Source organism: Dapis brunnea BLCC-M229 (genome assembly GCF_050015995.1).
Classification (GTDB): Bacteria; Cyanobacteriota; Cyanobacteriia; order Cyanobacteriales; family Microcoleaceae; genus Trichodesmium.
The window spans coordinates 52,854-73,972 of sequence record NZ_JBNHEP010000170.1 but is presented as its reverse complement, the minus strand read 5'-3'; the positions used below and the strand labels follow the sequence as shown (position 1 = coordinate 73,972).

The window sequence follows — 21,119 nt, the reverse complement described above, 5'->3', positions numbered from 1 at the left end:
AGTTGCTCTTGGCAGTTATAATCATTCCCTACCCCATCATATTGAGTGGATACATAATTATTTCTCTGTAACTTGTTCAGAAAAGTTATCAATTATTCTTTGTATATCCTCTTCTGTAAGAGACTTCAATAAACTAAAACTAAATGGTTCTTGATTGAGATATTGGAGATAAGGCTGACTTAAATATAGTAATGATTGGGATTGATTTTGAAGATAAACTCGAAAAAATGCTAAACTTAATGCCTGAAGATAGGGATAAGCCAAATTCGGGTCAGGACCAATTAATTGTTTTGGTAGTTCTATAGATTTAGAAGTTTCTTCTTCAGCAATAAATGAAAAATGAGTTCCTGGTTTACTTATAACTAAATATCTTTCTGGAGTAGTTAAGCTAATGAATGGATCAATTTGCTCTGGAATTGGTGGAGCAAAAATATCTTTAGTGCTAGAAACAATCATCATAGGTATTTTAATTTGACTAATACCTTTATTTTCAGATCCAAATACACCACTACTAACAGGATTAATTGCAATAGCTGCTGTGATACGTTCATCTCCTAAATTTTTGTTCATTTCTAGTGGTAAATTAATAGTTTGACACTGTAATAGTAGGGATAAATTGAAGATAAATTTAGTGTCTTCAGATTGGCAATCTTTTCGCAATTGTTCTAGATTGAGAGGAGCACCTGCAACACTTAAAGCAGTATAACCACCAAAAGATTGACCTAATACTCCCACCTGTTGCAAATTTAGTCTACCTTGCCATCTCGGATCGGAGCCTATTTTTTCCTCTATTTCATCTAGCAAATACTTAATATCTAGTGGGCGATTAATAAATTCTATTCCATCTACAGGTCTACTAAAACCTGCAAATATGCTTTCAAGTTTTTCTGCACTGGAACCAATATGTTCTGGTACTATTACAGCAAAACCATGAGATGCTAAATGTTCAGCAAGATAGACAAAACTATTCAAGTCTGAACCTAAACCATGAGAAATGACTACCACAGGAATTAATTTATTTCCCGAAATCTTAGGAAGATAAATATCTGCTGGAGAAGAGCGATCGCGATTGGGATTTCTAAAGTTCAAAGATTGTTTTTCCCATTTCGTATTCCCTGGTTTTCTTAAATCTGGTAAATTATTAAAATTCCGTTTATCCTCAGAAAATGCTACATTTTCTGCTTGTTTTTGGAGTTCTATTAAAATCCTATTTTCTTCAACAAATCTTTCTGTTAACTCATCAACTAAATTGATACCTTCTTGAAGTTCTATAAAAATATCTCCAGGAAATTTTTTCAACAAATTAATAATCGTTAAACCATCCGGCTCGGCAACAGCTAATTCAAAAGCTATTTTGAGAGCTTCACTACCATTTTGATCTTCTCCAGTTTGGATGATTTTACCTAAACGTTTTAGTACTTCTTTTCCTGCTGGCTCTTCCATAAATCCTTCTACAATATTAGGAGCTATATCAAAATGCTTTTTTAAAAGTTGCTGTAGCTCTTGTTTTTGCTTTTTTAAAAGTTGCTGTAACTCCTTTATTTCATCTTTTAATAATTCCGAATAAAGAATAAACTCATCTGTGTATTCACCTTCTTTGGAAAAGTTTTCGAGAGATTGGACTGGTATTTTAATTTCAAAAGCTGGCAGTTCAACTTCGATTGGATCTTTGATATTAAGATCGGGAACAGCAATTATGATTTTTTCAGCAGGAAGAGCAGGAATAGGAGTAAAAAAAGGTGATAATATGCCTAATCCTAGGGAAAATATAAATCGTGAAATAGATTTTGTTATGAACCGCTGAAATACCATCAATTACTCCTAAATTATATGAATTGAATTAAAATATTTATATCTCGCTTGCTACAGAATGTCAATAAATAAAAGGAGCGATGTAAGCATTCAGCCGTCAGCTATCAGCTCAAGAAAGAAAGAAGTAAGAAAAGGAGGAAGTATTGAAAAAAAAAGGGAAAAATTATCCTGCTAGATATAGCTTTCTCAAATGAATTAGAGCAGCTCTTTTTAAGCATCCCTAATCAAGATAAATTTATAGTATTCTTTTTTCACGCTTGGTACTAAGGTGTGGTTTTATTGGGATCGAGCTGACAGCTAATAGCTGAATGCTTACGGAGCGATCGGCTTAACTAAGCAACTTCAGAACTATATTATTTTCCCTTTAATTACCTCTAATAAAAAATAGATACCTCCAGAAAAGGCTTTAATAATTCAAAATAAGTCTACAACATGGCGTTTATCCGCTTTAACTTTTTTACTACCATTGAAACCGTAGAGCGAGGAATTTTTTCCGTTGTTTTGACTGCTTGATAATCGGCGATCGCAACGCTAGAGTCTTCATATTTTCCTAATTCACTGTGTAGTTGTTGGGAAATTTTGTCGTACATTTGCTGCCATAAATCAAAACGTTGCCATTTCTGAAAATATTTATACACAGTAGTGTAAGGTGGCAAGTCATGGAGCATCATCTCCCATTGACATCCACTTCGTTGTACATAGAAAACACCATTAGACATCTCCGAAAATTAAAAATAGAATCAATTCTTATCCAGAAATTATCAATTACTCCCCTCCTGGGAGGGGTTAGGGGTGGGTTAAGTGTTCCCAGTTAAGTGTTCCCTGTTCCCTCTTTTCCGGAGAGGTCTATTGAGAATCTCCCGAAAATAGACTTGAATGGGATGACCTAACCCTTTGGGTTTAGGTAGTAGGGGTTTGATGAGGTTCCAGTCTGAATCACTCAGGTCGCTTGAATATGTTTTTCTTTGAGGATTTGCAATTTTAGGCAGACGACTCATTAGTCATAATTATACTAAACTAAATAAATTTAACGGGTGTTGCTAGATGTGTGATGCTTTTGTCTCAAACCTATATTTTAACTCGGAAAGACCTTCTTTAAAGTGTCTTTATAAATCAGCTTTGATATAAACAGGACTTACGCAAAGGCACTAATTGTACTGGGAATATAGCGCTACACATTAAGGTTAGGACATTTATAAATCCTCAAATCCTTTGATAGTCTCCTGTTCCCTGTTCCCTGTTCCCTGTTCCCTATTCCCTAGCGCGTAGCGCTATATCTGAAATAATCTCCAAATAATACAGCATATATAGCGGTACTGCGTAAGTCCCGATCAATACTTAAGCCGCAACTGCCTCTTCATAAGGAACAAAAGATTTCTTTTGCGCTCCACAAATAGGGCAAGACCAATCTTCAGGAATTTCTTCAAATGGGGTGCCAGCAGCAATACCAGAGTCCGGGTCGCCGACAACTGGATCGTAAATCATTGAACATACACGACAGATCCATTTACTACCAACAACTTTTTGTTTGGGTGCAACACCATTGAGACCTTCGAGAGCTTCTGTATATTGATTAGCATGGTGGTTTTCAATGTGGGTGAGTAAACCAAACTTATGAGCTGCTTGACGGAACATGGTGGCGTGTTCGCGGGACTCTTCTTCTTGCTCTTTGAATTCTGCAACAGCTCCACTATCACGATCTACTCGTGCTTGTTCGGCAAATTCTGGGTACATGGTTGTATATTCGTAGGTCTCCCCTTCAATTGCTAATTCTAGACAACGAGAGGCGATCGCTTTTTTTTGCTCTTCAGTTAGGGTAGATGGGTCGTCTACTACTAATTCAGGATGAAGCAGGCGAAAGTGAGAAAAAGCGTGTTGCGTTTCTTGATTAGCTGTTTCCCGGAATAGTTTGGCTAAATCTTCCATGCCTAATTTCTTGGCAACTTCGGCAAAGAAGAGATATTTACGGTTAGCCATTGATTCTCCAGCAAAAGCATCGGACAAATTTTTGCTGGTGTTAGAGTTGGACAAGTCCATAATTTTTTCCTCTCTATGGTAGTTGGTAGTTATTTCTAAGAATAATTCTGATTTAATAAAATGTCAAGTTAAATATTAATTCTTGATTAATAAGCAATTAATATATGTTAAAATTATTAATTAGTTGAAAATATATTTAATAACTTTAGAATAATGAAAAACAACTATACTACAACAGAGATTCAGAGAAAAATGCAATCTAAAGGGCTAAGAATTACTCCTCAGAGATTTGCAGTTTATGCCAATCTTTTGTCTCGTTCAGACCATCCCAGTGTTGAGGAAATTCTGAGTGAAGTAAACCGCGAGTTACCCATTTCTTCTAAGGCAACTATTTATAGTGCTTTAACTGTATTACGGGAAGTAGGTTTAGTTAAGGAAGTATTACTGGAGGAGGGAGTGACTCGTTATGATGCCAATGTTAAACCCCATCATCATTTTTGCTGTCAAAACTGTAGTGCTATCATTGATATAAAATGGGAAACTTTTAGTAACATACGATTAGATCAGTTACCTCCAGGACTTGATGCTGAGAGTTATGAGGTTATTGTTAAGGGAAAATGCGATCGCGAAGATTGTCAACCGCTGCTTAGAAAGCAAAACTCAAAAGTTAAAAGTATTAGACCTAAAACATAGGGGAGTATGGTATATCTAAATTCCGCACTTCAAAGCATTTCAGCGTTTATTAGATTATTAGATAACGATAGTCTCACCATGATTCAAAGGTCTTTGTCTCCATCATCATCAATTATAGCAAATTATAGCATATTTGACTACGAGCTGGTTTCCCACTTATACCAAATCTGATAAATGTTTGCTACAAATAGTTAGGTTATTGCTCAGGATGACCGAAGACCGAAGACCGAGTCAGAAGGAATAGAATCTCAAGTTTTTTTTATAGCTATCTTATTTTTTTATAGCGTTTCCCAAGCTAATAAGGTACAGTTGTTTTTATTCTTTATTTATTCCTACGGAACCAGAATTACTACTCCCTACTTCCTATTCCCAGTTAATACCAATTTAATCAAAGAATGTTACAAATGAGTGGATGAAAATCCTTGCCAAATATAGGTTTTGCCATAGCAGCAATTTTTAAAATTGGTATTAAGTGTTAAGTGTTAAGTGTTCCCTAAAACCAGGGAATTTTGTATCTCACGCTTTTTGGGAATTGCTATATTCAAATAAACATTCAAATCAACTCCTTTAAACACTCAAGCTTATTCGTAACATTATTTTTCTTACACTTGGTATTACCGAATTTTTATGATGAAAATTAAAAAATTTAATCACGTTGCGATTATTTGCTCTGATTATGAAAGTTCCAAGCATTTTTATGTGAATATTTTAGGCTGTGAAATTATTCAAGAAACTTGGAGAAAAGCACGCAATTCTTATAAGTTAGATTTGCGTGTAGGTAACGGTAATCAGATAGAATTATTTTCATTTCCTGACCCGCCAAAAAGATTAACTCGGCCAGAAGCTTGTGGTCTGAGACATTTAGCATTAGAAGTAGATAATATTGATGAGTCTGTTGATTATTTGAAATCCCAAGGTATAGAAGTAGAAGATATTAGGATTGATGAAATAACTGGCAAGCGTTTTACTTTCTTTCCAGACCCAGATCAATTACCTTTAGAAATTTATGAAAGTTAACATCTTGAAATACCCAACCTGAAGAATGCATATAGTCATTTCAGTTTAGATTGAGACGAGTCTTTCTTGCCTTGAAAGGGTTTCAGCCGAAAAAGTGTTTCATTCTTATTTGAAATGACTATAACTTCTCAGAGCGGCATTGCTGATTTGAGGTATGAAATTCAACTAATTGAAAATTTTTAGCCAAAACAATAGTGCAAATTATACCTATTTCTTCTTATTTAGGAATGAGAATTTTATTATCTACATAAGTTAAATTGCCTAAGTTCCATACCGTATGAGTTATGAAAAAAAGTTCTGTACTTTATTTAATTCTCATTCCTTAGTTACCGAAAAACTGCTTTCTAGCTACTGACTCCTGACTCCTGACTCCTGACTCCTGACTCCTGACTCCTGACTCCTGACTCCTGTGAAATCATACATTTATTCAGCAACGCCCTCAGAGCTTATTGTTATATTCAACTGAAAAGTGCTGTAACTCTGAACTTCTGGCCTGCAAAATTAACTTTGTTAATTAACTCCTAGTTAGCTCAAACAAGACCATGATTAGACGTACATACCAAGTCGGAGGTAGTCTCAGCAAAAATGCTCCTACCTACGTTACCCGAGAAGCTGATACCCAACTTTATCAAGCTTTAAACAGAGGCGAATTTTGTTACATTCTCAATTGCCGACAAATGGGAAAATCATCCCTATTAGTCAGAACCTACCATCAACTAAAACAACAAGGATTTGAATGTGCCACTATTGACATGACTAACATTGGTAGTCAAAATACCACTTCCCAACAATGGTATCAAGGCATCATTGCCAACCTCTGGCTGACTTTAAAATTGAATCGTAAATTCTCATTAAAAACCTGGTGGTCATCACTTTCAGAAATGTCTGATGTCCAAAAATTAAGTCGATTTATTGAGGAAGTAATATTAGTACAATTTCCTACAGAAAATATTTGTATATTCATTGATGAAATAGACAGTATTCTTAGTTTAAATTTTACCATAGATGATTTCTTTGCCCTCATTCGTTATTGCTACAATCAACGAGCAATTAATTCAGAATATAATCGACTTAATTTTGCCATTTTTGGAGTAGCTACACCTGCCGATTTAATCCAAGACCGGAAAAGAACACCATTTAAAATAGGCACAGCCATAGAATTACATGGTTTTACAATAAAAGAAATAGAGCCATTAGCAGCAAATTTACCACTAGAAGAAAATCAGGCTAAAACATTACTAAAAGAAATATTATCCTGGACCGGAGGGCAACCATTTTTAACTAATAAGCTCTGTCAATTAGTCATGGATGCCATTACCCAACCAGATAAACTTTCAAATTTCCGATTAATTTATGAAGGTAATATCTTGATAAATAAGAACTTATATGATTGGCACAATCAACTTGCAAAATTGCCATTAGGTTATGGCGAATTATTAGTAGAAAACCTAGTCAGAAATAAAATATTAGATGATTGGCAAAATCAAGACGAGCCAGAGCATTTAAGAACAATTCAAAATCGGTTATTATACAATCCTACCAAAGTAGAAAAATTGTTAGGAATATATAAAAAAATACTGCAAAATAAGCAGATAGAAGTCAATAAAATGCCTGAAGAAACAGAGCTAATATTATCAGGATTAATAGTTGAAGACTCAGGATTACTCAAAGTAAAAAATCGGATATATGAACAAGTATTTAATTTAGAATGGATCGGGAAAAAATTAAGATTATTGCGACCTTATGCTGAGAATTTTGATGCTTGGATAGCTTCCCAGCAAACAGACAAATTCCGACTATTGCGCGGTCTAGCACTAAAAGATGCTGAAGCTTGGGCAAGAGGAAAAAGTTTGAGTGATTTAGATTATCAGTATTTAGATGCTTCTGTAGAAAGATAGAGACAAGAAAAGCGAACTATAATAGAAACAGAACGAACAAAAGAAGTAGAAGCACGACTCAAACAAGAAGAACAAACCGCTAGATTTAAAAGGTTGTTTTTAGTTCCATTTAGTATAGGATTCTTGACCGCTTCCGGGTTGGGAATTAGCAATTTTTGGCAGTACCGCAATGCTTTAGCCAGTCAACGCCAAGAAAGCCTGGCCAAAATTAAAAGCATAGTCCCCTACTCAGAAGCGCTTTTTGTCTTAGACCAACAGCTAGATGCTCTGATTCAAGGACTCAAAGCAAGGCTAGAACTACAAAATCTGAGGATCAAACTATTGCCTTCTGGAATGAGGAAGGCAGCTCCAGCTAATAGCTGTTAACGTTTCGCTGCGCGACATGAAAAGCGAAGCTCCTCTGCAAAGAGGCAGTTCCGACCCAGGAGGCTGGCTATTAGCTCCGGATTCCGCAGCAAATTATTACTACTCCTCTACTCAATAAAATGTCGAAAAGTTTTTCATATTTGATGTGATAATATTGATACTTAATAGTGCAAATAGTGCAACTAAATTAGCTCTAATAAACGATTTATATAGGAGAACATTAGATGGAATTTTATAGAGGATTAGTATCAAATAAACTGTAAAAATTCAATTTTTTTGATTTGTTTTGTTATTAGGGTATATTTTATTATTCCACATTCCTAATAAATCTGGTCAACAAATAATTATGAAAATCAGATAATAATCTGATGAAATTAAACTTAAAAACAATATTTTTAGTTGTAAAAATGATTATAATATCAATCAGCACAAAGATATTTTTCAAGTTTATATTATGATGAACGACCTACCAGAAACAACAAAAAAAAAGCCAAAATTCAACAAGCTACTCAAACCACTTTTAATTATGCTTGGAGTCGCAACTCTGCTAATTTTTGCTCAGAAATTTTTTAATGCTCAACAACTACTAAATAATGCCTTAAATTGGATTGATACACTTGGCCATTGGGGTCCGATAGCTTTTATCACTATCTATATCTTGGCTACAGTTTTATTTCTGCCTGGCTCACTACTCACCCTTGGTGCAGGTCTCCTATTTGGTCCTCTTTTTGGCTCGGTTTACGTTTCTATCGGTTCAACTATAGGCGCAACTTGTGCTTTCTTAGTCGGTCGGTATCTAGCAAGAGGTTGGGTTTCCAAACAAATAGAAGGAAATGAACAATTTAAGGCCATTGACAAAGCTGTGGCTGATGAGGGATGGAAAATCGTTGGACTAACTCGCTTGTCCCCCATTTTTCCCTTTAACCTGCTCAACTATGCTTTTGGTCTAACTAAAGTCTCTCTACGAGACTATTGTTTGGCATCTTGGATTGGCATGATGCCAGGTACAGTAATGTATGTATATCTGGGTTCCTTAGCTGGAAGTTTGGCAACTTTGGGCACAGAAGGCGGATCGCGTACCACAGCAGAATGGGTTCTTTACGGCGTTGGTCTAGTCGCCACAGTTGCTGTAACTATTTATGTTACTAAAATTGCCAAAAAAGCCTTACAAAAGAAAATATCCTAGAAGGTATCTATAAATAAAATATTAAGTCTTTATGTCAAGTGGGTTAGGTGGAAATAATTCCACACTAATAATACGATATTTGATAATCCACCGTAACCCACGGAATATTAGTTATTTGATCGGGATAAAGTTTATTTAGCTAAGATTGGAAAGCTTAAGATTGTTTGGTCAAGAGAATTACCTTTTGCTCCATCATCAGTAACTCTTGTCATTGAAAGATACCAGGGCAGATTTTCTACATAAATTATCCTCTGAAATAATTCGCGAAAACCAAACAATTGTTTTAGAGGTATGACAATGTTTCTGGCATGTTCAACAATTAATAATTAATAATTAATAATTAATAATTACCTCTTCTTATAAAGAAGAGAATTGGTCTAAAAGGAATTTTTTTCTTTTTTCTCCATGAATGGAGAGGCTTTATACCTCAATTTTTCGGTAAAAAAGCGGTGCTACCCCAGCTCAGCGTAAGATGCAAGGGAATGCTTACCAAGAGAGGGAACGCGCACCAAGAGAATGGGAATGTCTCAACTATGCTGCAAAACATTATAGAGACGAGAATACAGCAATAATATATGAGTCGCGAGTGGGTAGTCCGAGACATTAAACGGACTTGGAGGCAAGCCTAAGACTAGGGTCAAGCTAGCAGGAACCTATGAAAAAACCCACCGAGGAGTTTAGGCTCGGTAATAATCCCCGTCCGTACCTTTAGGCTGGGGAAGATATCAATTTGATGCCTACTTCATTTACTCATAGCACTACTGACACGCAAACTAAGATAAATTTCGATCTTGTCTACCAACTATGAAAAAACTTATCAAAGTAATTAAAAATTAGTATATAGCAATCCGTGCATAGGTTGCGGGTAATCGAAAAGTAGATAAAAAAACTGAAATTCCCACCTGTTCCCAGTTAAGTGTTCCCTGTTCCCTTTTCCCTAAAAGCAGTAAGATTTTTATACACAAATAAAATAGGATTGCTATACTATTTTTATAGTTATCCTCAGATTGCCAAAATAAATTAACAATTTATGACTCTCAAAGCTGTTTTGTTCGATTTTAATGGTGTAATTATTAATGATGAATTTCTGCACGAAAAATTAATAGAACAAGTACTACTTGAGGAAAATCTACTGCTTAAACCAGAGGAATATCACAAATTTTGTCTAGGAAGAAGCGATCGTGCTTGTTTGGAAGATATATTGACCCAAAAAGGTAGATATGTCAATGAAGGCTATTTAGAACAGTTAATCAAACGCAAAACCCTAGCTTATCAACAACAATTAGAAAGTATTGAAGAATTACCAATTTATTCAGATACGGTAGATTTTATTGATCGGGTTTCTCAAGCTAATCTGAAAATGGCTGTGGTTACTGGTGCTATCAGAGCCGAAGTAAAATTAGTTTTAAATAAAGCTAATTTAGCTGATTATTTTCAGGTAATTATTGCTGGGGATGATGTCAAGACCAGTAAACCAAAACCTGATGGTTATTTATTAGCAGTGGATATTTTGAATCAACAATATACAGACATTAATCTCAAGCCTTCAGAATGTTTAGTAATTGAGGATACTTTTGCAGGTATTGAAGCAGCTAAACTAGCTGGAATGCCTGTGGTTGGTGTTGCTCATACTTATCCTTTTCATATGCTCCAACGTTTGGCTAATTGGTGTGTGGATTATCTTTCTGATTTAGAATTGGACAGAATACAAAAGGTTAATCAAGATATTATATGATGTCCGGCTAATTACCCATAATATAGCTGAAGTCAGAACTCAGAAGTTAAATTCGCAAAACAGACTATATTTGAGAAGAGCGAGAATTCCTCCGCCAGTAATGGGGACTACTATATAAATTGGGGTTAAATTATATCATGTTCGGGTTAGAGCTTGATAGAACTCTGTTCTGCTTAAGGGTTACATGTCGCGAAGCGAAAGCGAAAAAAAAACTTTCTCCTCCTTATACCTTCCAATTCCCTCCTCTTCCCTCCTGACTCCTGACTCTTGACTCCTGACCTCTCCCTCGTTATTTATAACTATTCAACCGGACATCATATTACTTATGAGCATTTTGTATAAAATACTACTTTTTTTCTAAGAAAAAATATGTAAATAAATTATAAACTTCTTTTAAATTTCCGATTCAGAAGCCAAATATAAAGCACAAAAACTCACTACTGAAAAACCACTTAAATATTTAAAGCTGGTCAAGATTAGTAAGTATAAAACTAGAAAATAAAGTACTAAAGGTATTTTATGAATCGGCCTGACCTGATTAAGTCCCATCAAGGATAAGTAAAGAAACACATCAGTTTGTAAAGATATTAGTAGAAATTGTAACTTATTATGTGTAAGCGCCTCTTATATCAGTACATTTCAGTTATTATTGAGTAAATATAAAAGAATGGTTAAGAAAATACAAAATTGGGAAAATATGTGTTTAAGGATACGTCCTAATTACCATTCTTGACCAATCCTCTAAAGAAAAACGGATATGAAATTTATATGGAGGTTCCTATGACTCCCACAATGTTACGTCAGCTTTGGTCTGTAGTAGAAAACTCCCAAGCTACAACCTTGGTATCACTGGATGATGCCACCTTAGCCCAGTGGTTAATCAAACAGTTGAAAAAAAGAAGTACCCTAAATTGTACAGAAGCAGATTTAATTAACGAATATATTCAATCTCGGGTGTCCTTAATTAGGGATTTAGCTGAGGAACGTTTGGGAAGTGAACCTTCACTATCTGTATAGGTTTGAATTTAAAGTAAAAATTAAAAATTAAAAGTATTCAAATAAATAAGGAACAAAATGTGGAAAGTAGTTGCTTGAGAGCTTCCAGAAGCGATCGTCAAGCTTGACACTATGGTAGCTTTGAGTAGATCACTTTTTTCAAAACAAAAAAACCAGAATACTACTATGCAAAAATGGGGATCTATTCTAATAGCAGCTATGTTGATGGTACTGCCACTAACAGCTTGCGAAGGTGAAGGCACATCAGGCCAAACAGGAGCTGGCCAAGAAAGTCAACAAGCCACCAGTCGTTTAGATATTGTCAGAAATCGCGGTAAATTAATATGCGGTGTAGAGGGTGGTATTCCTGGCTTCAGTTATGTGGACCAAAATGGTAAATACTCAGGAATAGATATAGATATTTGCAAAGCGGTTGCTGCTGCTTTATTTGATGATTTAAATGCTATAGAATACCGTAACTTAGATTCAACGGAGCGTTTTACTGCTCTTAACGGTGGAGAAGTAGATATGCTATCTCGGAACACAACATGGACTATTAGTCGAGATACCACTGTTGGTTTGGAGTTTGCCCCTACTACATTCTATGATGGTCAAGGCATGATGGTTCGTGCTGATAGTGGGGTTAAATCTTTAGAGGAATTGCAAGGCAAATCAATTTGTGTTGAAGCAGGCACAACTACAGAATTAAATTTAACAGATAATCTCCGCCAAAGAAATGTAGAAGCTGAAACATTAACTTTTCAACAAGCAGACCCAGCTTATGCAGCTTACGCGGAGGGACGTTGTGATGGTATGACTTCTGATAAGTCTCAATTATTGAGTCGTCGTAGTACCCTACCGAATCCAGGAGACCATATAATCTTGGATGTTACTATGTCCAAGGAACCTTTGGGTCCAGTAACAAAAAATAATGATTCAGCCTGGTTTGATGTGGTAAAATGGACGACTTATGCTTTGATAGAAGCTGAAGAGTTGGGGATTACCCAAGCAAATGTAGATGACTTGAAGCAAAATTCTGATGACCCGACCATTAAACGCTTTTTAGGAGTAGAGGGAGACCTCGGTGAAGGTTTGGGTTTGAGTAATGATTTTGCATATCGTGTAATTAAGCAAGTTGGTAACTACGGTGAAGTCTATGACCGCAACTTAGGAGAAAAATCTCAATTTAAGTTACCTCGCGGTCTGAATGATTTATGGACTAATGGTGGGTTGCTTTATTCTCCACCTTTCCGTTAACAAGAAACTTAAAACAGCTAAAGATTTGGGAATAAATCTACACTTCATTTCCCAAGTCTGTATGAATTTAGAATTCAGAATTTAGAAGTTGTTTTTGTAGTGGCAATTTTGAACAACACTCCAAAAACATTTCGTCAATCAAGGTGGGGTTTTAGACTCAATTATTTTGATAAAAGTAAATGGGGATGAAAATTTATTGGCAGGAATATTGAATAGAAATTATGCAGAAGTGGTTGTATTTGCTCTTGACAATTTTGCTATTTTCCACATACTTGACAAATAGTGAAAATTCTCAATCTGAACCAACTCCACCAGCAAAAAGTTGCTTAGATGTTGTGAAAAATCGTGGCAAGTTAATTTGTGGTGTAGAGGGTTTGATACTAGGATTTAGTTATGTAGACCAAAATGATAACTATTCAGGAATAGATATTGATATATGTAAGGCAGTAGCAGCAGCTTTATTTGATGACCCGACTGCTGTGGAGTATCGAAACTTAGATTCAACGGAGCGTTTCTTAGCTCTTAACCGTTGAGAAGTAGACATGCTTTCTCGAAATACAACTTGGACACTTAGTAGAGATACGACTGTTGGTTTAGAATTTGCCCCTACTGTATTTTATGATGGTCAAGGGATAATGGTTAGTGCAGATAGTGGGATTGAAACTCTTAAAGATTTTCAAGGTAAATCTATCTGGGTAGAAGCAGGTACAACTACAGAACTAAATTTAACAAAAAATCTCGGCAAACTAAAATATTTAGGCAGAAACATTAACATTTCAGCAAGCAGATCCAGCTTATGTTGCTTATGCAGAAGGTAGTTGTGATGGGATGACTTCTGATAAATCTCAATTATTAAGTCGTCGTAGTATAACTTTCCCTAATTCCGAACAACATATTATTTTAAATACTTACCTTATCAAAAGAACCTTTGAGTCCTGCAACAGTAAATAATTATTCTACTTGGTCTAATGTAGTTACATGGGTAATTTATGCTTTGATAGAAGCTGAAGAATTAGGTATTACCCAAGCAAATGTAGATGAGAAGAAAAATTACGATGACCCTACAATAAGAAGATTTTTAGGAGTAGAAGGAAATCTCGGTGAAGGTCTAGGTTTAAGTAATGATTTTGCCTATAGAGTCATTAAGCAAGTAGGCAACTATGGTGAAATTTATGACCGTAACTTAGGAAAAAATTCTCCATATAAACTGCCTCGCGGTCTGAATAATTTGTGGATTAATGGTGGTCTACTTTATTCTCCTCCTTTTCGTTAAAAACTAGCTAACAACAGTAAAGATTTGGGAATTAATCTACACTCGATTTCCCAAGTATTCAAAAAATTTAGCTAATCTCTATGAAGTTAGAAGTCAGAGGTTGTTTTTGTAACGGGAATTTTCAGCAACCCTCCAAAAACATTTCGTTAATCAAGGCGGGGTTTTAAAATCAATTATTTTGATAAAGTAGATGGGGATGAAAATTTATCGGCAGGAAATTAAATAGAAATTATGCAGAAGCGGGTATATTTGCTCTTGAAAATTTTGCTATTTTCTACATACTTGACAAATTATCAAAATTCCCATTCTGAAACAAATAGGTTAGATGGGGTTTGGAGACCAAACCCCTACGATAAAATTTTACAACCTATTTAGGAGCGCTATATTTACGCTACTTTTTCCTTAACCATTGATTATAACTACTTCCTATTCCCTACTCCCTACTCCCTAAAAAATGATTGACGAGAAGAATCAAAAAATTCCCCTATGGCGAGATGATAGATTTTGGCGTATTGCTTTACAAGTTCTTGCCATAGTAATTTTTGTTGCGGTTGTAACTATAATGATTAGCAACCTCAGCCGAAATTTAGCACAACAAGGCACAAAGTTTGGCTTCAGTTTCCTAGATAATGAAGCAGGATTTAGTATTAGTGAAAGCTTGATTCCTTACAAACCAAACGACCCCTATACTCAAGTATTATTAGCAGGTTTAGTTAATTCTCTGCGAGTAATGATTTTAGGAATTTTATTCACAACAATAGTTGGAATATTGGCAGGTATCGCCAGTTTTTCTGAAAATTGGTTACTGCGGAATTTGAATCGAGTTTATGTCGAAGTTGTCAGAAATACTCCTCTATTATTGCAATTATTTTTCTGGTATTTTGCAGTTTTTTTCAGTTTACCCAGACCACAAGAAAAATTAGAATTACCCGGACCAATATTTATGAGTAAACGAGGAATAGCTATTCCTTGGCCGGAAAATACTTTGAATTTTTGGTTATGGTTAATAGTTTTAGTTGTAGGAGCGATCGCTGCTATGTTTATTTGGCAATGGCGGAATAAATTAATGACAGAAAAAGCAGCATCTGGTCAACCACAAATTATTGCATTAATTAGTATGGGAATTATTGCAGTATTTATTATTGTATTTGCTCTGGGTTGGCAACCACCTATTGCAACAGAAACAGGAGGCACAGAAGGGGGATTAAATTTAACATTAGAACTTTCAGCTTTATTAGTAGGATTAGTCTTTTATACAGGTGCTTTTATTGCAGAAATTGTTCGTTCTGGCATTCAAGCAGTACCGAAAGGGCAATGGGAAGCAGCGAGGTCTTTAGGATTAAAGTCTGGTTTAGTTATGAGGTTGGTAATTTTCCCTCAAGCATTACGGGTGATGATTCCATCATTAAATAGTCAATATATGAACTTAGCCAAAAATTCTAGTTTAGCAATAGCTATTGGTTATCCAGATTTATATGCTGTGGCTAATACTACTTATAATCAAACAGGTCGTCCAGTAGAAGTATTTATTTTAATTATGGCAGTTTATCTTTCTATAAATTTGACAATTTCATTGTGTATGAATTTCTTGAATAAAACTGTTCAACTAACAGAAAGATAAGATTATAATGGAAGAGCAAAGAGACATAAATTGCTTTTTTATAAATTAAATTTTGTTTATAGCAGGGCTTTAGCCCCCCAAGTATTTATCCTAGTAGAAAAACATAACTAGAATGGTGAGTTAGGACAAATTGCTAAATACCTTTCAGAGTTTAAATTTTAGCCGTAAATACGCACTCTACTAGACTGACACTTTTTTAGTAGTAGAAGTTTAGCTCCCAAGATTTACTCTAGTGGAGTATTTCACTTTAAATGTTGCAATAGCAAACTTTTAAGAGATAATTTTCTCTAGGTACAATGACAAGTCTAAAACACTATTTTAAATGAAACAGTTCACTAGGGCTAAAGCCCTACTACAAACCTAATTATCAGCAATCCCTACTTATATGAAAACAATAAATACAAATAAATCCTCGGCTCCACCATTTTCAGAAACTAATTCTATAGAATGGCTGAGAAAAAATTTTTTTAGTACCTGGTACAATATCTTACTAACTCTAATATTATTCAGCTTAATTTTGGGGGCAATAACTAACTTTATTTTCTGGGCAACAACAGAAGCAGAATGGCAGGTCATTAAAGTTAACTTGCCATTATTAATGGTAGGTAGATATCCCAGAGACCAATATTGGCGTATCTGGTTAATAGTCGGCATAATTTCTAGTTTTTCTGGTTTCTCTTGGGGAATTATTGCTAGAAACTCAGCTACATTATTTACCTTGCCAGTATTAATTTTTATCGCTGTATTACCTGCTATTCTGTTATTAATTCCTGTAGCTATGCCATTTAAATTATTACTGGTAGGAATGGTGATTTTAGTTATTGCTACTGCCTGGATAGGAAAACAATTAGGTAAAAAAAATAGCAACTTAGGTAAATATCTATCTTTTACTTGGTTTATTGCATTTATATTAATTCTCTGGTTAATCGGAGGCGGATTAGGTTTAAAATCTGTATCTACAAATGACTGGGGTGGTTTAATGCTAACTATACTAACTTCTTTAGTTAGCATTTTTTTATCTTTTCCTTTAGGAGTTTTATTAGCTTTAGGCAGACAAAGTAAATTGCCAGTAATTAGAATATTTTCTATTGGCTATATTGAAATTATTAGGGGATTACCTTTAATTTCAATTCTATTTATGGGGCAAATTATGATTCCTCTCTTTCTACCAGATGGAATGCGACCTGACAGAATTTTACGAGCAATTTTAGGATTAACTTTATTTAGTTCCGCTTATTTAGCAGAAAATGTTAGAGGTGGTTTACAATCTGTACCTAGAGGTCAAACTGAAGCGGCGAAAGCATTAGGTTTAAATACTCCATTAAGTGTAGGATTAATTGTTTTACCTCAAGCTTTAAAAGTAGCTATTCCTTCCATAGTCGGTCAATTTATTAGTCTATTTCAGGATACAACTCTATTATCAATTGTGGGATTAGTAGAATTATTGGGTATTAGTCGTTCGGTTTTAGCTCAACCTCAATTTTTAGGAGATTATGCCGAAGTTTATTTATTTGATGGTATACTTTTTTGGATTATTTGTTATGCCATGTCAGTCGGTAGTCGGCAATTGGAGAAAAAATTAAATACTACTCATTGATTTATGTGCTAACCCTAAATCATTTGTGAAAAAAAGTTTTTTAAAAGTGAAATGAAAGTTAGGAAATTTGCAGAAAACAAAATTATTTTGGGAGATATAATTTCTGTTTTGGATGATTGCGTAAAAGACGGTAGTATTGACCTAATATTTGCTGACCCTCCCTATAATATTGGTAAGAAATTTAATGGCAAGCAAAAAAAATGGAATTCTGATGATGAGTATATAAAATGGTGTTATCAATGGCTAGATTTATGCCTGAGAAAATTAAAAATTACAGGTACTATTTACATTATGGCAGCAACACAATATATGCCATATATAGACATATATTTAAGGGATAAAATTACTATTCTTTCCCGAATTATCTGGTATTACGATAGTTCGGGAGTTCAGGCAAAAAAATATTTTGGTTCTTTATATGAACCAATTTTATTTGGGGTAAAAGATAAAAATAATTACATATTTAACGCTGAAGAAATAAAGATTGAAGCTAAAACAGGTGCAGTGCGTAAATTGATTGATTATCGCAAACAAAATCCAACAGTTTATAATTCTAAAAAAGTGCCTGGTAATGTTTGGTATATTCCTAGAGTGAGATATAAAATGGCTGAGTATAGAAATCATCCGACTCAGAAACCAGAAGCTTTATTGGAAAGAATTATTAAAGCAAGTAGTAGTCCTGGCGATTTGATTCTAGATTTATTTGCTGGAACATTTACTACATCCGTAGTCGCTCAAAAATTGGGAAGGAAATCTATCAGTATAGAAATAGAAGAAGAATATGTAAAATTAGGATTAGAAAGATTGAATTCTGTTTCTGAAGCTCAAAGTCATCATACTATTTTAAAGAATCAAGATGTTCAATTAACTTTAGACCTAAATATGGGTGATTAGATGGAACATGAATTTACAAAAGTAATCAAAAATGTTCTGAGAGATATTTATGGAAATAAATCAGAATTAATATACTCAATTTCTCCTATTTTACAATATATTAATCTGAAAACTAGGGCTGCTAATCGAGGCTCGAAAGCCAGAAATTCTTTTGGTAATTTATATGCTATTTATGTTTTAGTTGAAGATTATGTGAAAAATGGGTTTGATGAAAGTGGTAGATATATTTCCTATGAAGGTAGCAAATATTCTGAACTTTTACGCAGACAAAGGGAGTTACCTTTTGGTCAAAAATTACAAAACCATGCTTTGAACCACAGACTAAACCAAGAGTTTAAAAAATATTTCCCGACTTGTGATTATGTTCCGGTTATTAGAGAACCTTCAAACAATAGATATTGGTTCAATGAAAATTTACTCGTTTGTATAATTGAAGAACAAACTTATAATCTGGCTAAAATCATTATTCAAATAATCAAGCTGTATATTTCGACCAAAACAAATGCTTTTGAAGAGTTCATTAAATCTTGCCAGCAAATAAGTCAATTAACAGAAGTAAATCAAAATGAAGCTGTTGATTTTATTGTTACACTTTTACAGCCAAATGTAGATGCAAGATTGTTTGAAATTGTTAGCTATAGTATTTTGAAATATTATTACCACGAACAGACTGTATTTTTTGGTTTTGATTTAGAGGATATACAACAAGAAAATTTAAAATTATACAAAACAGGGCGAACTAATGCCAATGACGGGGGGATAGATTTTGTAATGAAACCATTAGGTAGATTTTTTCAGGTTACAGAAACAACGGACTTTAAAAAGTTTTTTTTAGATATTGATAAAATAGAAAAATATCCTATAACTTTCGTCATAAAATCTACTGAAAATACGGATAAATTACTGGAAAAAATTAGAAAAAATGCACAAAAGCAATACTCTGTGAATCTAATAGTCGATAAATATATGAATTGCATAGAAGAAATCATAAATTTGCCAACCATTATAGAACGTTTTTACCAGAGTGTAGAAATAGGATATTTAAGTAGTATATTACAGGAAGTAATTAAGCAGAGCAAGATAGAATTTAACTATGAAGTATAATAATTACTAAAAGTTAACATAAAAAATGATTTAATCCCATTTAGGATGGCGACAAAATATGATAACCTTATTTGATTTAATACTAATAGCTATTCCCTAAAGAATAAAATGAAACAAGCAGAAACAAACAAAACTGAAGCAAAAATAGATGCCAATATAGGAATTATTGCCACAGATGTCCAGAAATGGTACAGCAATAATTTTCATGTTCTCCGTGGAGTAAGTCTTACAGTAAAACGTGGGGAAGTGGTAGTAATTATGGGGCCAAGTGGCTCTGGTAAATCGACTTTTATCCGTACTTTTAATGCTCTAGAGGAATTTCAGAAAGGTACTATTATTGTTGATGGTATTAATTTATCCCACGATTTGAAAAATATTGAGGCTATTCGACGAGAAGTGGGAATGGTATTTCAGCAGTTTAATTTGTTCCCTCACCTCACAGTTTTGCAAAATGTTACCTTAGCCCCTATCTGGGTGCGCCGATGGCCAAAAGTTAAGGCGGAGGAAGTGGCAATGCAACTTTTGGAAAGAGTGGGTATTTTGGAACAGGCGAAAAAATTCCCCGGTCAACTTTCGGGGGGTCAGCAACAAAGGGTGGCGATCGCTCGTGCTTTAGCGATGCAGCCAAAAATTATGTTATTTGACGAACCGACTTCAGCATTAGACCCGGAGATGGTGCGAGAAGTTTTGGATGTTATGCGCAGTTTAGCAGAAGATTCGGGAATGACGATGGTAGTGGTGACTCACGAGGTAGGGTTTGCCAGGGAGGTAGCAGATAGAATTGTGTTGATGGCGGATGGGTTGTTAGTAGAGGAGGCAACCCCAGAGGAATTTTTCCAAAACCCGAAAGAAGAGCGTACCCGGAAGTTTTTGTCACAGATATTGTAGATTTCTAAAATCTGGTGTTGAGAAAATATTTTTCTATACCACTTGGTAAAGTATACGAGGAATAGGTTTGATTCATTTACTCACGTCATTTTAGCTTATGTAGAGATTGCGTAGAATCAAAAAGTCTGATATTTTAAATATAAATAACTAAAATTATCCTTACTTTGTCTATATACATGATTTTTTATTCAACCAAGTAATCAAGTGAGTTGCTTTTGAAGACTTCATTAAGTCTTGCCAGCAAATCAGTCAATTAACAGAAGCAAATCGAAATGAAGCTGTTGGTTTTATTGTTACACTTTTACTGAAATAGATGCAAGATTGTTTGAGATTGTTAGCTATAGCATTTTGAAATATTATTAACATGAACAGACTGTATTTTTTGGCTTTGACCTAGAAGATATACAACAAGAAAATTTAAAATTGTACAAAACAGGGCGAACTAATGCCAATGACGGAGGCATAGATTTTGTAATGAAACCATTAGGTAGATTTTTTCAGGTTACAGAAACAAGGGATTTTAAAAAGTTTTTTTAGATATTGATAAAATAGAAAAATATCCTATATTTCATTAAATCTACTGAAAGTAGAGATAAATTACTGGAAAAAATTAGAAAAAACGCAGAAAAGCAATACTCTGTGAATCTAATAGTCGATAAGTACATGAATTGTATAGAAGAAATAATTAATTTACCAACTATTATAGAAGGTTTTTACCATAGTGTAGAAATAGGATATTTAAGCCATATATTAGAGGAGGTAATTAAGCAGAGCAAAGTAGAATTTAACTATGAAGTAGAATAAT

At 34.4% G+C, this 21,119-nt stretch carries 21 protein-coding genes; 18 read left to right on the top strand and 3 right to left on the bottom strand.

Annotated elements, in window-relative coordinates:
* Positions 1 to 57: 57 nt before the first annotated feature.
* The 3 genes from ACP6PM_RS19555 to ACP6PM_RS19545 all read right to left on the bottom strand — a co-directional run bounded on the left by ACP6PM_RS19555 (position 58) and on the right by ACP6PM_RS19545 (position 3,849).
* On the bottom strand, positions 58 to 1,812 hold the full coding sequence (locus tag ACP6PM_RS19555; protein ID WP_426587547.1) for an alpha/beta hydrolase: 1,755 nt from the start codon (positions 1,810 to 1,812) through the stop codon (positions 58 to 60).
* A gap of 425 nt (positions 1,813 to 2,237) precedes the next feature.
* A complete protein-coding gene (locus tag ACP6PM_RS19550; protein WP_426587545.1) occupies positions 2,238 to 2,531 on the bottom strand; it encodes a transposase in 294 nt (97 codons plus the stop codon).
* Between the two features lie 619 nt (positions 2,532 to 3,150).
* The gene (locus ACP6PM_RS19545; protein ID WP_426587543.1) at positions 3,151 to 3,849 is read right to left on the bottom strand and encodes a rubrerythrin family protein; all 699 of its coding nucleotides are present in this window, start codon (positions 3,847 to 3,849) and stop codon (positions 3,151 to 3,153) included.
* Positions 3,850 to 4,002: 153 nt separating this feature from the next.
* Between ACP6PM_RS19545 and ACP6PM_RS19540 the strand changes: the two genes are divergently transcribed.
* The 18 genes from ACP6PM_RS19540 (at position 4,003) to ACP6PM_RS19455 (ending at position 21,118) form a co-directional block, all read left to right on the top strand.
* Positions 4,003 to 4,482 (top strand): Fur family transcriptional regulator, encoded by a 480-nt coding sequence (locus ACP6PM_RS19540; protein WP_426587541.1) that lies wholly within the window; start codon positions 4,003 to 4,005, stop codon positions 4,480 to 4,482.
* Positions 4,483 to 5,109: 627 nt separating this feature from the next.
* Positions 5,110 to 5,499 carry an SMU1112c/YaeR family gloxylase I-like metalloprotein gene (gene gloA2, locus ACP6PM_RS19535; RefSeq protein ID WP_426587539.1) on the top strand — a complete coding sequence of 130 codons (390 nt, stop codon included), beginning with the start codon at positions 5,110 to 5,112 and terminating at the stop codon, positions 5,497 to 5,499.
* 542 nt (positions 5,500 to 6,041) lie between these two features.
* Positions 6,042 to 7,397, top strand: coding sequence for an AAA-like domain-containing protein (locus tag ACP6PM_RS19530; RefSeq protein WP_426587537.1), 1,356 nt, complete (start codon positions 6,042 to 6,044; stop codon positions 7,395 to 7,397).
* Between the two features lie 93 nt (positions 7,398 to 7,490).
* A complete protein-coding gene (locus ACP6PM_RS19525; protein ID WP_426587535.1) occupies positions 7,491 to 7,763 on the top strand; it encodes a hypothetical protein in 273 nt (90 codons plus the stop codon).
* A 526-nt stretch (positions 7,764 to 8,289) separates the two neighbouring features.
* Positions 8,290 to 8,949, top strand: coding sequence for a TVP38/TMEM64 family protein (locus tag ACP6PM_RS19520; protein ID WP_426587553.1), 660 nt, complete (start codon positions 8,290 to 8,292; stop codon positions 8,947 to 8,949).
* A 472-nt stretch (positions 8,950 to 9,421) separates the two neighbouring features.
* The gene (locus tag ACP6PM_RS19515) at positions 9,422 to 9,556 is read left to right on the top strand and encodes a hypothetical protein (RefSeq protein ID WP_426587533.1); all 135 of its coding nucleotides are present in this window, start codon (positions 9,422 to 9,424) and stop codon (positions 9,554 to 9,556) included.
* A 423-nt stretch (positions 9,557 to 9,979) separates the two neighbouring features.
* Positions 9,980 to 10,684, top strand: coding sequence for an HAD family hydrolase (locus ACP6PM_RS19510; protein WP_426587531.1), 705 nt, complete (start codon positions 9,980 to 9,982; stop codon positions 10,682 to 10,684).
* 780 nt (positions 10,685 to 11,464) lie between these two features.
* Positions 11,465 to 11,701, top strand: a complete 237-nt coding sequence (locus tag ACP6PM_RS19505) for a hypothetical protein (protein WP_426587529.1) — start codon at positions 11,465 to 11,467, stop codon at positions 11,699 to 11,701.
* 165 nt (positions 11,702 to 11,866) lie between these two features.
* Entirely contained in the window at positions 11,867 to 12,937 is a 1,071-nt protein-coding gene (locus ACP6PM_RS19500) for an amino acid ABC transporter substrate-binding protein (RefSeq protein WP_426587528.1), read from the top strand.
* A 221-nt stretch (positions 12,938 to 13,158) separates the two neighbouring features.
* Positions 13,159 to 13,470 carry a transporter substrate-binding domain-containing protein gene (locus ACP6PM_RS19495; protein ID WP_426587526.1) on the top strand — a complete coding sequence of 104 codons (312 nt, stop codon included), beginning with the start codon at positions 13,159 to 13,161 and terminating at the stop codon, positions 13,468 to 13,470.
* 9 nt (positions 13,471 to 13,479) lie between these two features.
* Positions 13,480 to 13,755 (top strand): type 2 periplasmic-binding domain-containing protein, encoded by a 276-nt coding sequence (locus ACP6PM_RS19490; protein WP_426587524.1) that lies wholly within the window; start codon positions 13,480 to 13,482, stop codon positions 13,753 to 13,755.
* A 110-nt stretch (positions 13,756 to 13,865) separates the two neighbouring features.
* Positions 13,866 to 14,210 (top strand): hypothetical protein, encoded by a 345-nt coding sequence (locus ACP6PM_RS19485; protein WP_426587522.1) that lies wholly within the window; start codon positions 13,866 to 13,868, stop codon positions 14,208 to 14,210.
* A 454-nt stretch (positions 14,211 to 14,664) separates the two neighbouring features.
* Positions 14,665 to 15,831, top strand: a complete 1,167-nt coding sequence (locus ACP6PM_RS19480; RefSeq protein ID WP_426587520.1) for an amino acid ABC transporter permease — start codon at positions 14,665 to 14,667, stop codon at positions 15,829 to 15,831.
* A 385-nt stretch (positions 15,832 to 16,216) separates the two neighbouring features.
* Complete coding sequence (locus ACP6PM_RS19475; RefSeq protein ID WP_426587518.1) at positions 16,217 to 17,428, top strand: amino acid ABC transporter permease; 1,212 nt, start codon at positions 16,217 to 16,219, stop codon at positions 17,426 to 17,428.
* A gap of 51 nt (positions 17,429 to 17,479) precedes the next feature.
* Positions 17,480 to 18,322 carry an adenine-specific DNA-methyltransferase gene (gene yhdJ, locus ACP6PM_RS19470; protein WP_426587515.1) on the top strand — a complete coding sequence of 281 codons (843 nt, stop codon included), beginning with the start codon at positions 17,480 to 17,482 and terminating at the stop codon, positions 18,320 to 18,322.
* Entirely contained in the window at positions 18,323 to 19,426 is a 1,104-nt protein-coding gene (locus ACP6PM_RS19465; protein ID WP_426587513.1) for a restriction endonuclease, read from the top strand. It abuts the gene before it with no gap.
* Positions 19,427 to 19,534: 108 nt separating this feature from the next.
* The gene (locus ACP6PM_RS19460) at positions 19,535 to 20,314 is read left to right on the top strand and encodes an amino acid ABC transporter ATP-binding protein (protein ID WP_426587511.1); all 780 of its coding nucleotides are present in this window, start codon (positions 19,535 to 19,537) and stop codon (positions 20,312 to 20,314) included.
* Between the two features lie 639 nt (positions 20,315 to 20,953).
* Positions 20,954 to 21,118: a hypothetical protein gene (locus ACP6PM_RS19455; protein ID WP_426587509.1), complete on the top strand. Its 165-nt coding sequence runs from the start codon at positions 20,954 to 20,956 to the stop codon at positions 21,116 to 21,118.
* The last annotated feature ends 1 nt before the right edge of the window (position 21,119 follow it).

What these genes read in the sequence shown, in the direction of transcription:
- ACP6PM_RS19555 (WP_426587547.1), bottom strand. Translation starts at nt 1,812, where the DNA reads ATGGTATTTCAGCGGTTCATAACAAAATCTATTTCACGATTTATATTT.
- ACP6PM_RS19550 (WP_426587545.1), bottom strand. Translation starts at nt 2,531, where the DNA reads ATGTCTAATGGTGTTTTCTATGTACAACGAAGTGGATGTCAATGGGAG.
- ACP6PM_RS19545 (WP_426587543.1), bottom strand. Translation starts at nt 3,849, where the DNA reads ATGGACTTGTCCAACTCTAACACCAGCAAAAATTTGTCCGATGCTTTT.
- ACP6PM_RS19540 (WP_426587541.1), top strand. Translation starts at nt 4,003, where the DNA reads ATGAAAAACAACTATACTACAACAGAGATTCAGAGAAAAATGCAATCT.
- gloA2 (WP_426587539.1), top strand. Translation starts at nt 5,110, where the DNA reads ATGATGAAAATTAAAAAATTTAATCACGTTGCGATTATTTGCTCTGAT.
- ACP6PM_RS19530 (WP_426587537.1), top strand. Translation starts at nt 6,042, where the DNA reads ATGATTAGACGTACATACCAAGTCGGAGGTAGTCTCAGCAAAAATGCT.
- ACP6PM_RS19520 (WP_426587553.1), top strand. Translation starts at nt 8,290, where the DNA reads ATGCTTGGAGTCGCAACTCTGCTAATTTTTGCTCAGAAATTTTTTAAT.
- ACP6PM_RS19515 (WP_426587533.1), top strand. Translation starts at nt 9,422, where the DNA reads ATGCAAGGGAATGCTTACCAAGAGAGGGAACGCGCACCAAGAGAATGG.
- ACP6PM_RS19510 (WP_426587531.1), top strand. Translation starts at nt 9,980, where the DNA reads ATGACTCTCAAAGCTGTTTTGTTCGATTTTAATGGTGTAATTATTAAT.
- ACP6PM_RS19505 (WP_426587529.1), top strand. Translation starts at nt 11,465, where the DNA reads ATGACTCCCACAATGTTACGTCAGCTTTGGTCTGTAGTAGAAAACTCC.
- ACP6PM_RS19500 (WP_426587528.1), top strand. Translation starts at nt 11,867, where the DNA reads ATGCAAAAATGGGGATCTATTCTAATAGCAGCTATGTTGATGGTACTG.
- ACP6PM_RS19495 (WP_426587526.1), top strand. Translation starts at nt 13,159, where the DNA reads ATGCAGAAGTGGTTGTATTTGCTCTTGACAATTTTGCTATTTTCCACA.
- ACP6PM_RS19490 (WP_426587524.1), top strand. Translation starts at nt 13,480, where the DNA reads ATGCTTTCTCGAAATACAACTTGGACACTTAGTAGAGATACGACTGTT.
- ACP6PM_RS19480 (WP_426587520.1), top strand. Translation starts at nt 14,665, where the DNA reads ATGATTGACGAGAAGAATCAAAAAATTCCCCTATGGCGAGATGATAGA.
- ACP6PM_RS19475 (WP_426587518.1), top strand. Translation starts at nt 16,217, where the DNA reads ATGAAAACAATAAATACAAATAAATCCTCGGCTCCACCATTTTCAGAA.
- yhdJ (WP_426587515.1), top strand. Translation starts at nt 17,480, where the DNA reads ATGAAAGTTAGGAAATTTGCAGAAAACAAAATTATTTTGGGAGATATA.
- ACP6PM_RS19465 (WP_426587513.1), top strand. Translation starts at nt 18,323, where the DNA reads ATGGAACATGAATTTACAAAAGTAATCAAAAATGTTCTGAGAGATATT.
- ACP6PM_RS19460 (WP_426587511.1), top strand. Translation starts at nt 19,535, where the DNA reads ATGAAACAAGCAGAAACAAACAAAACTGAAGCAAAAATAGATGCCAAT.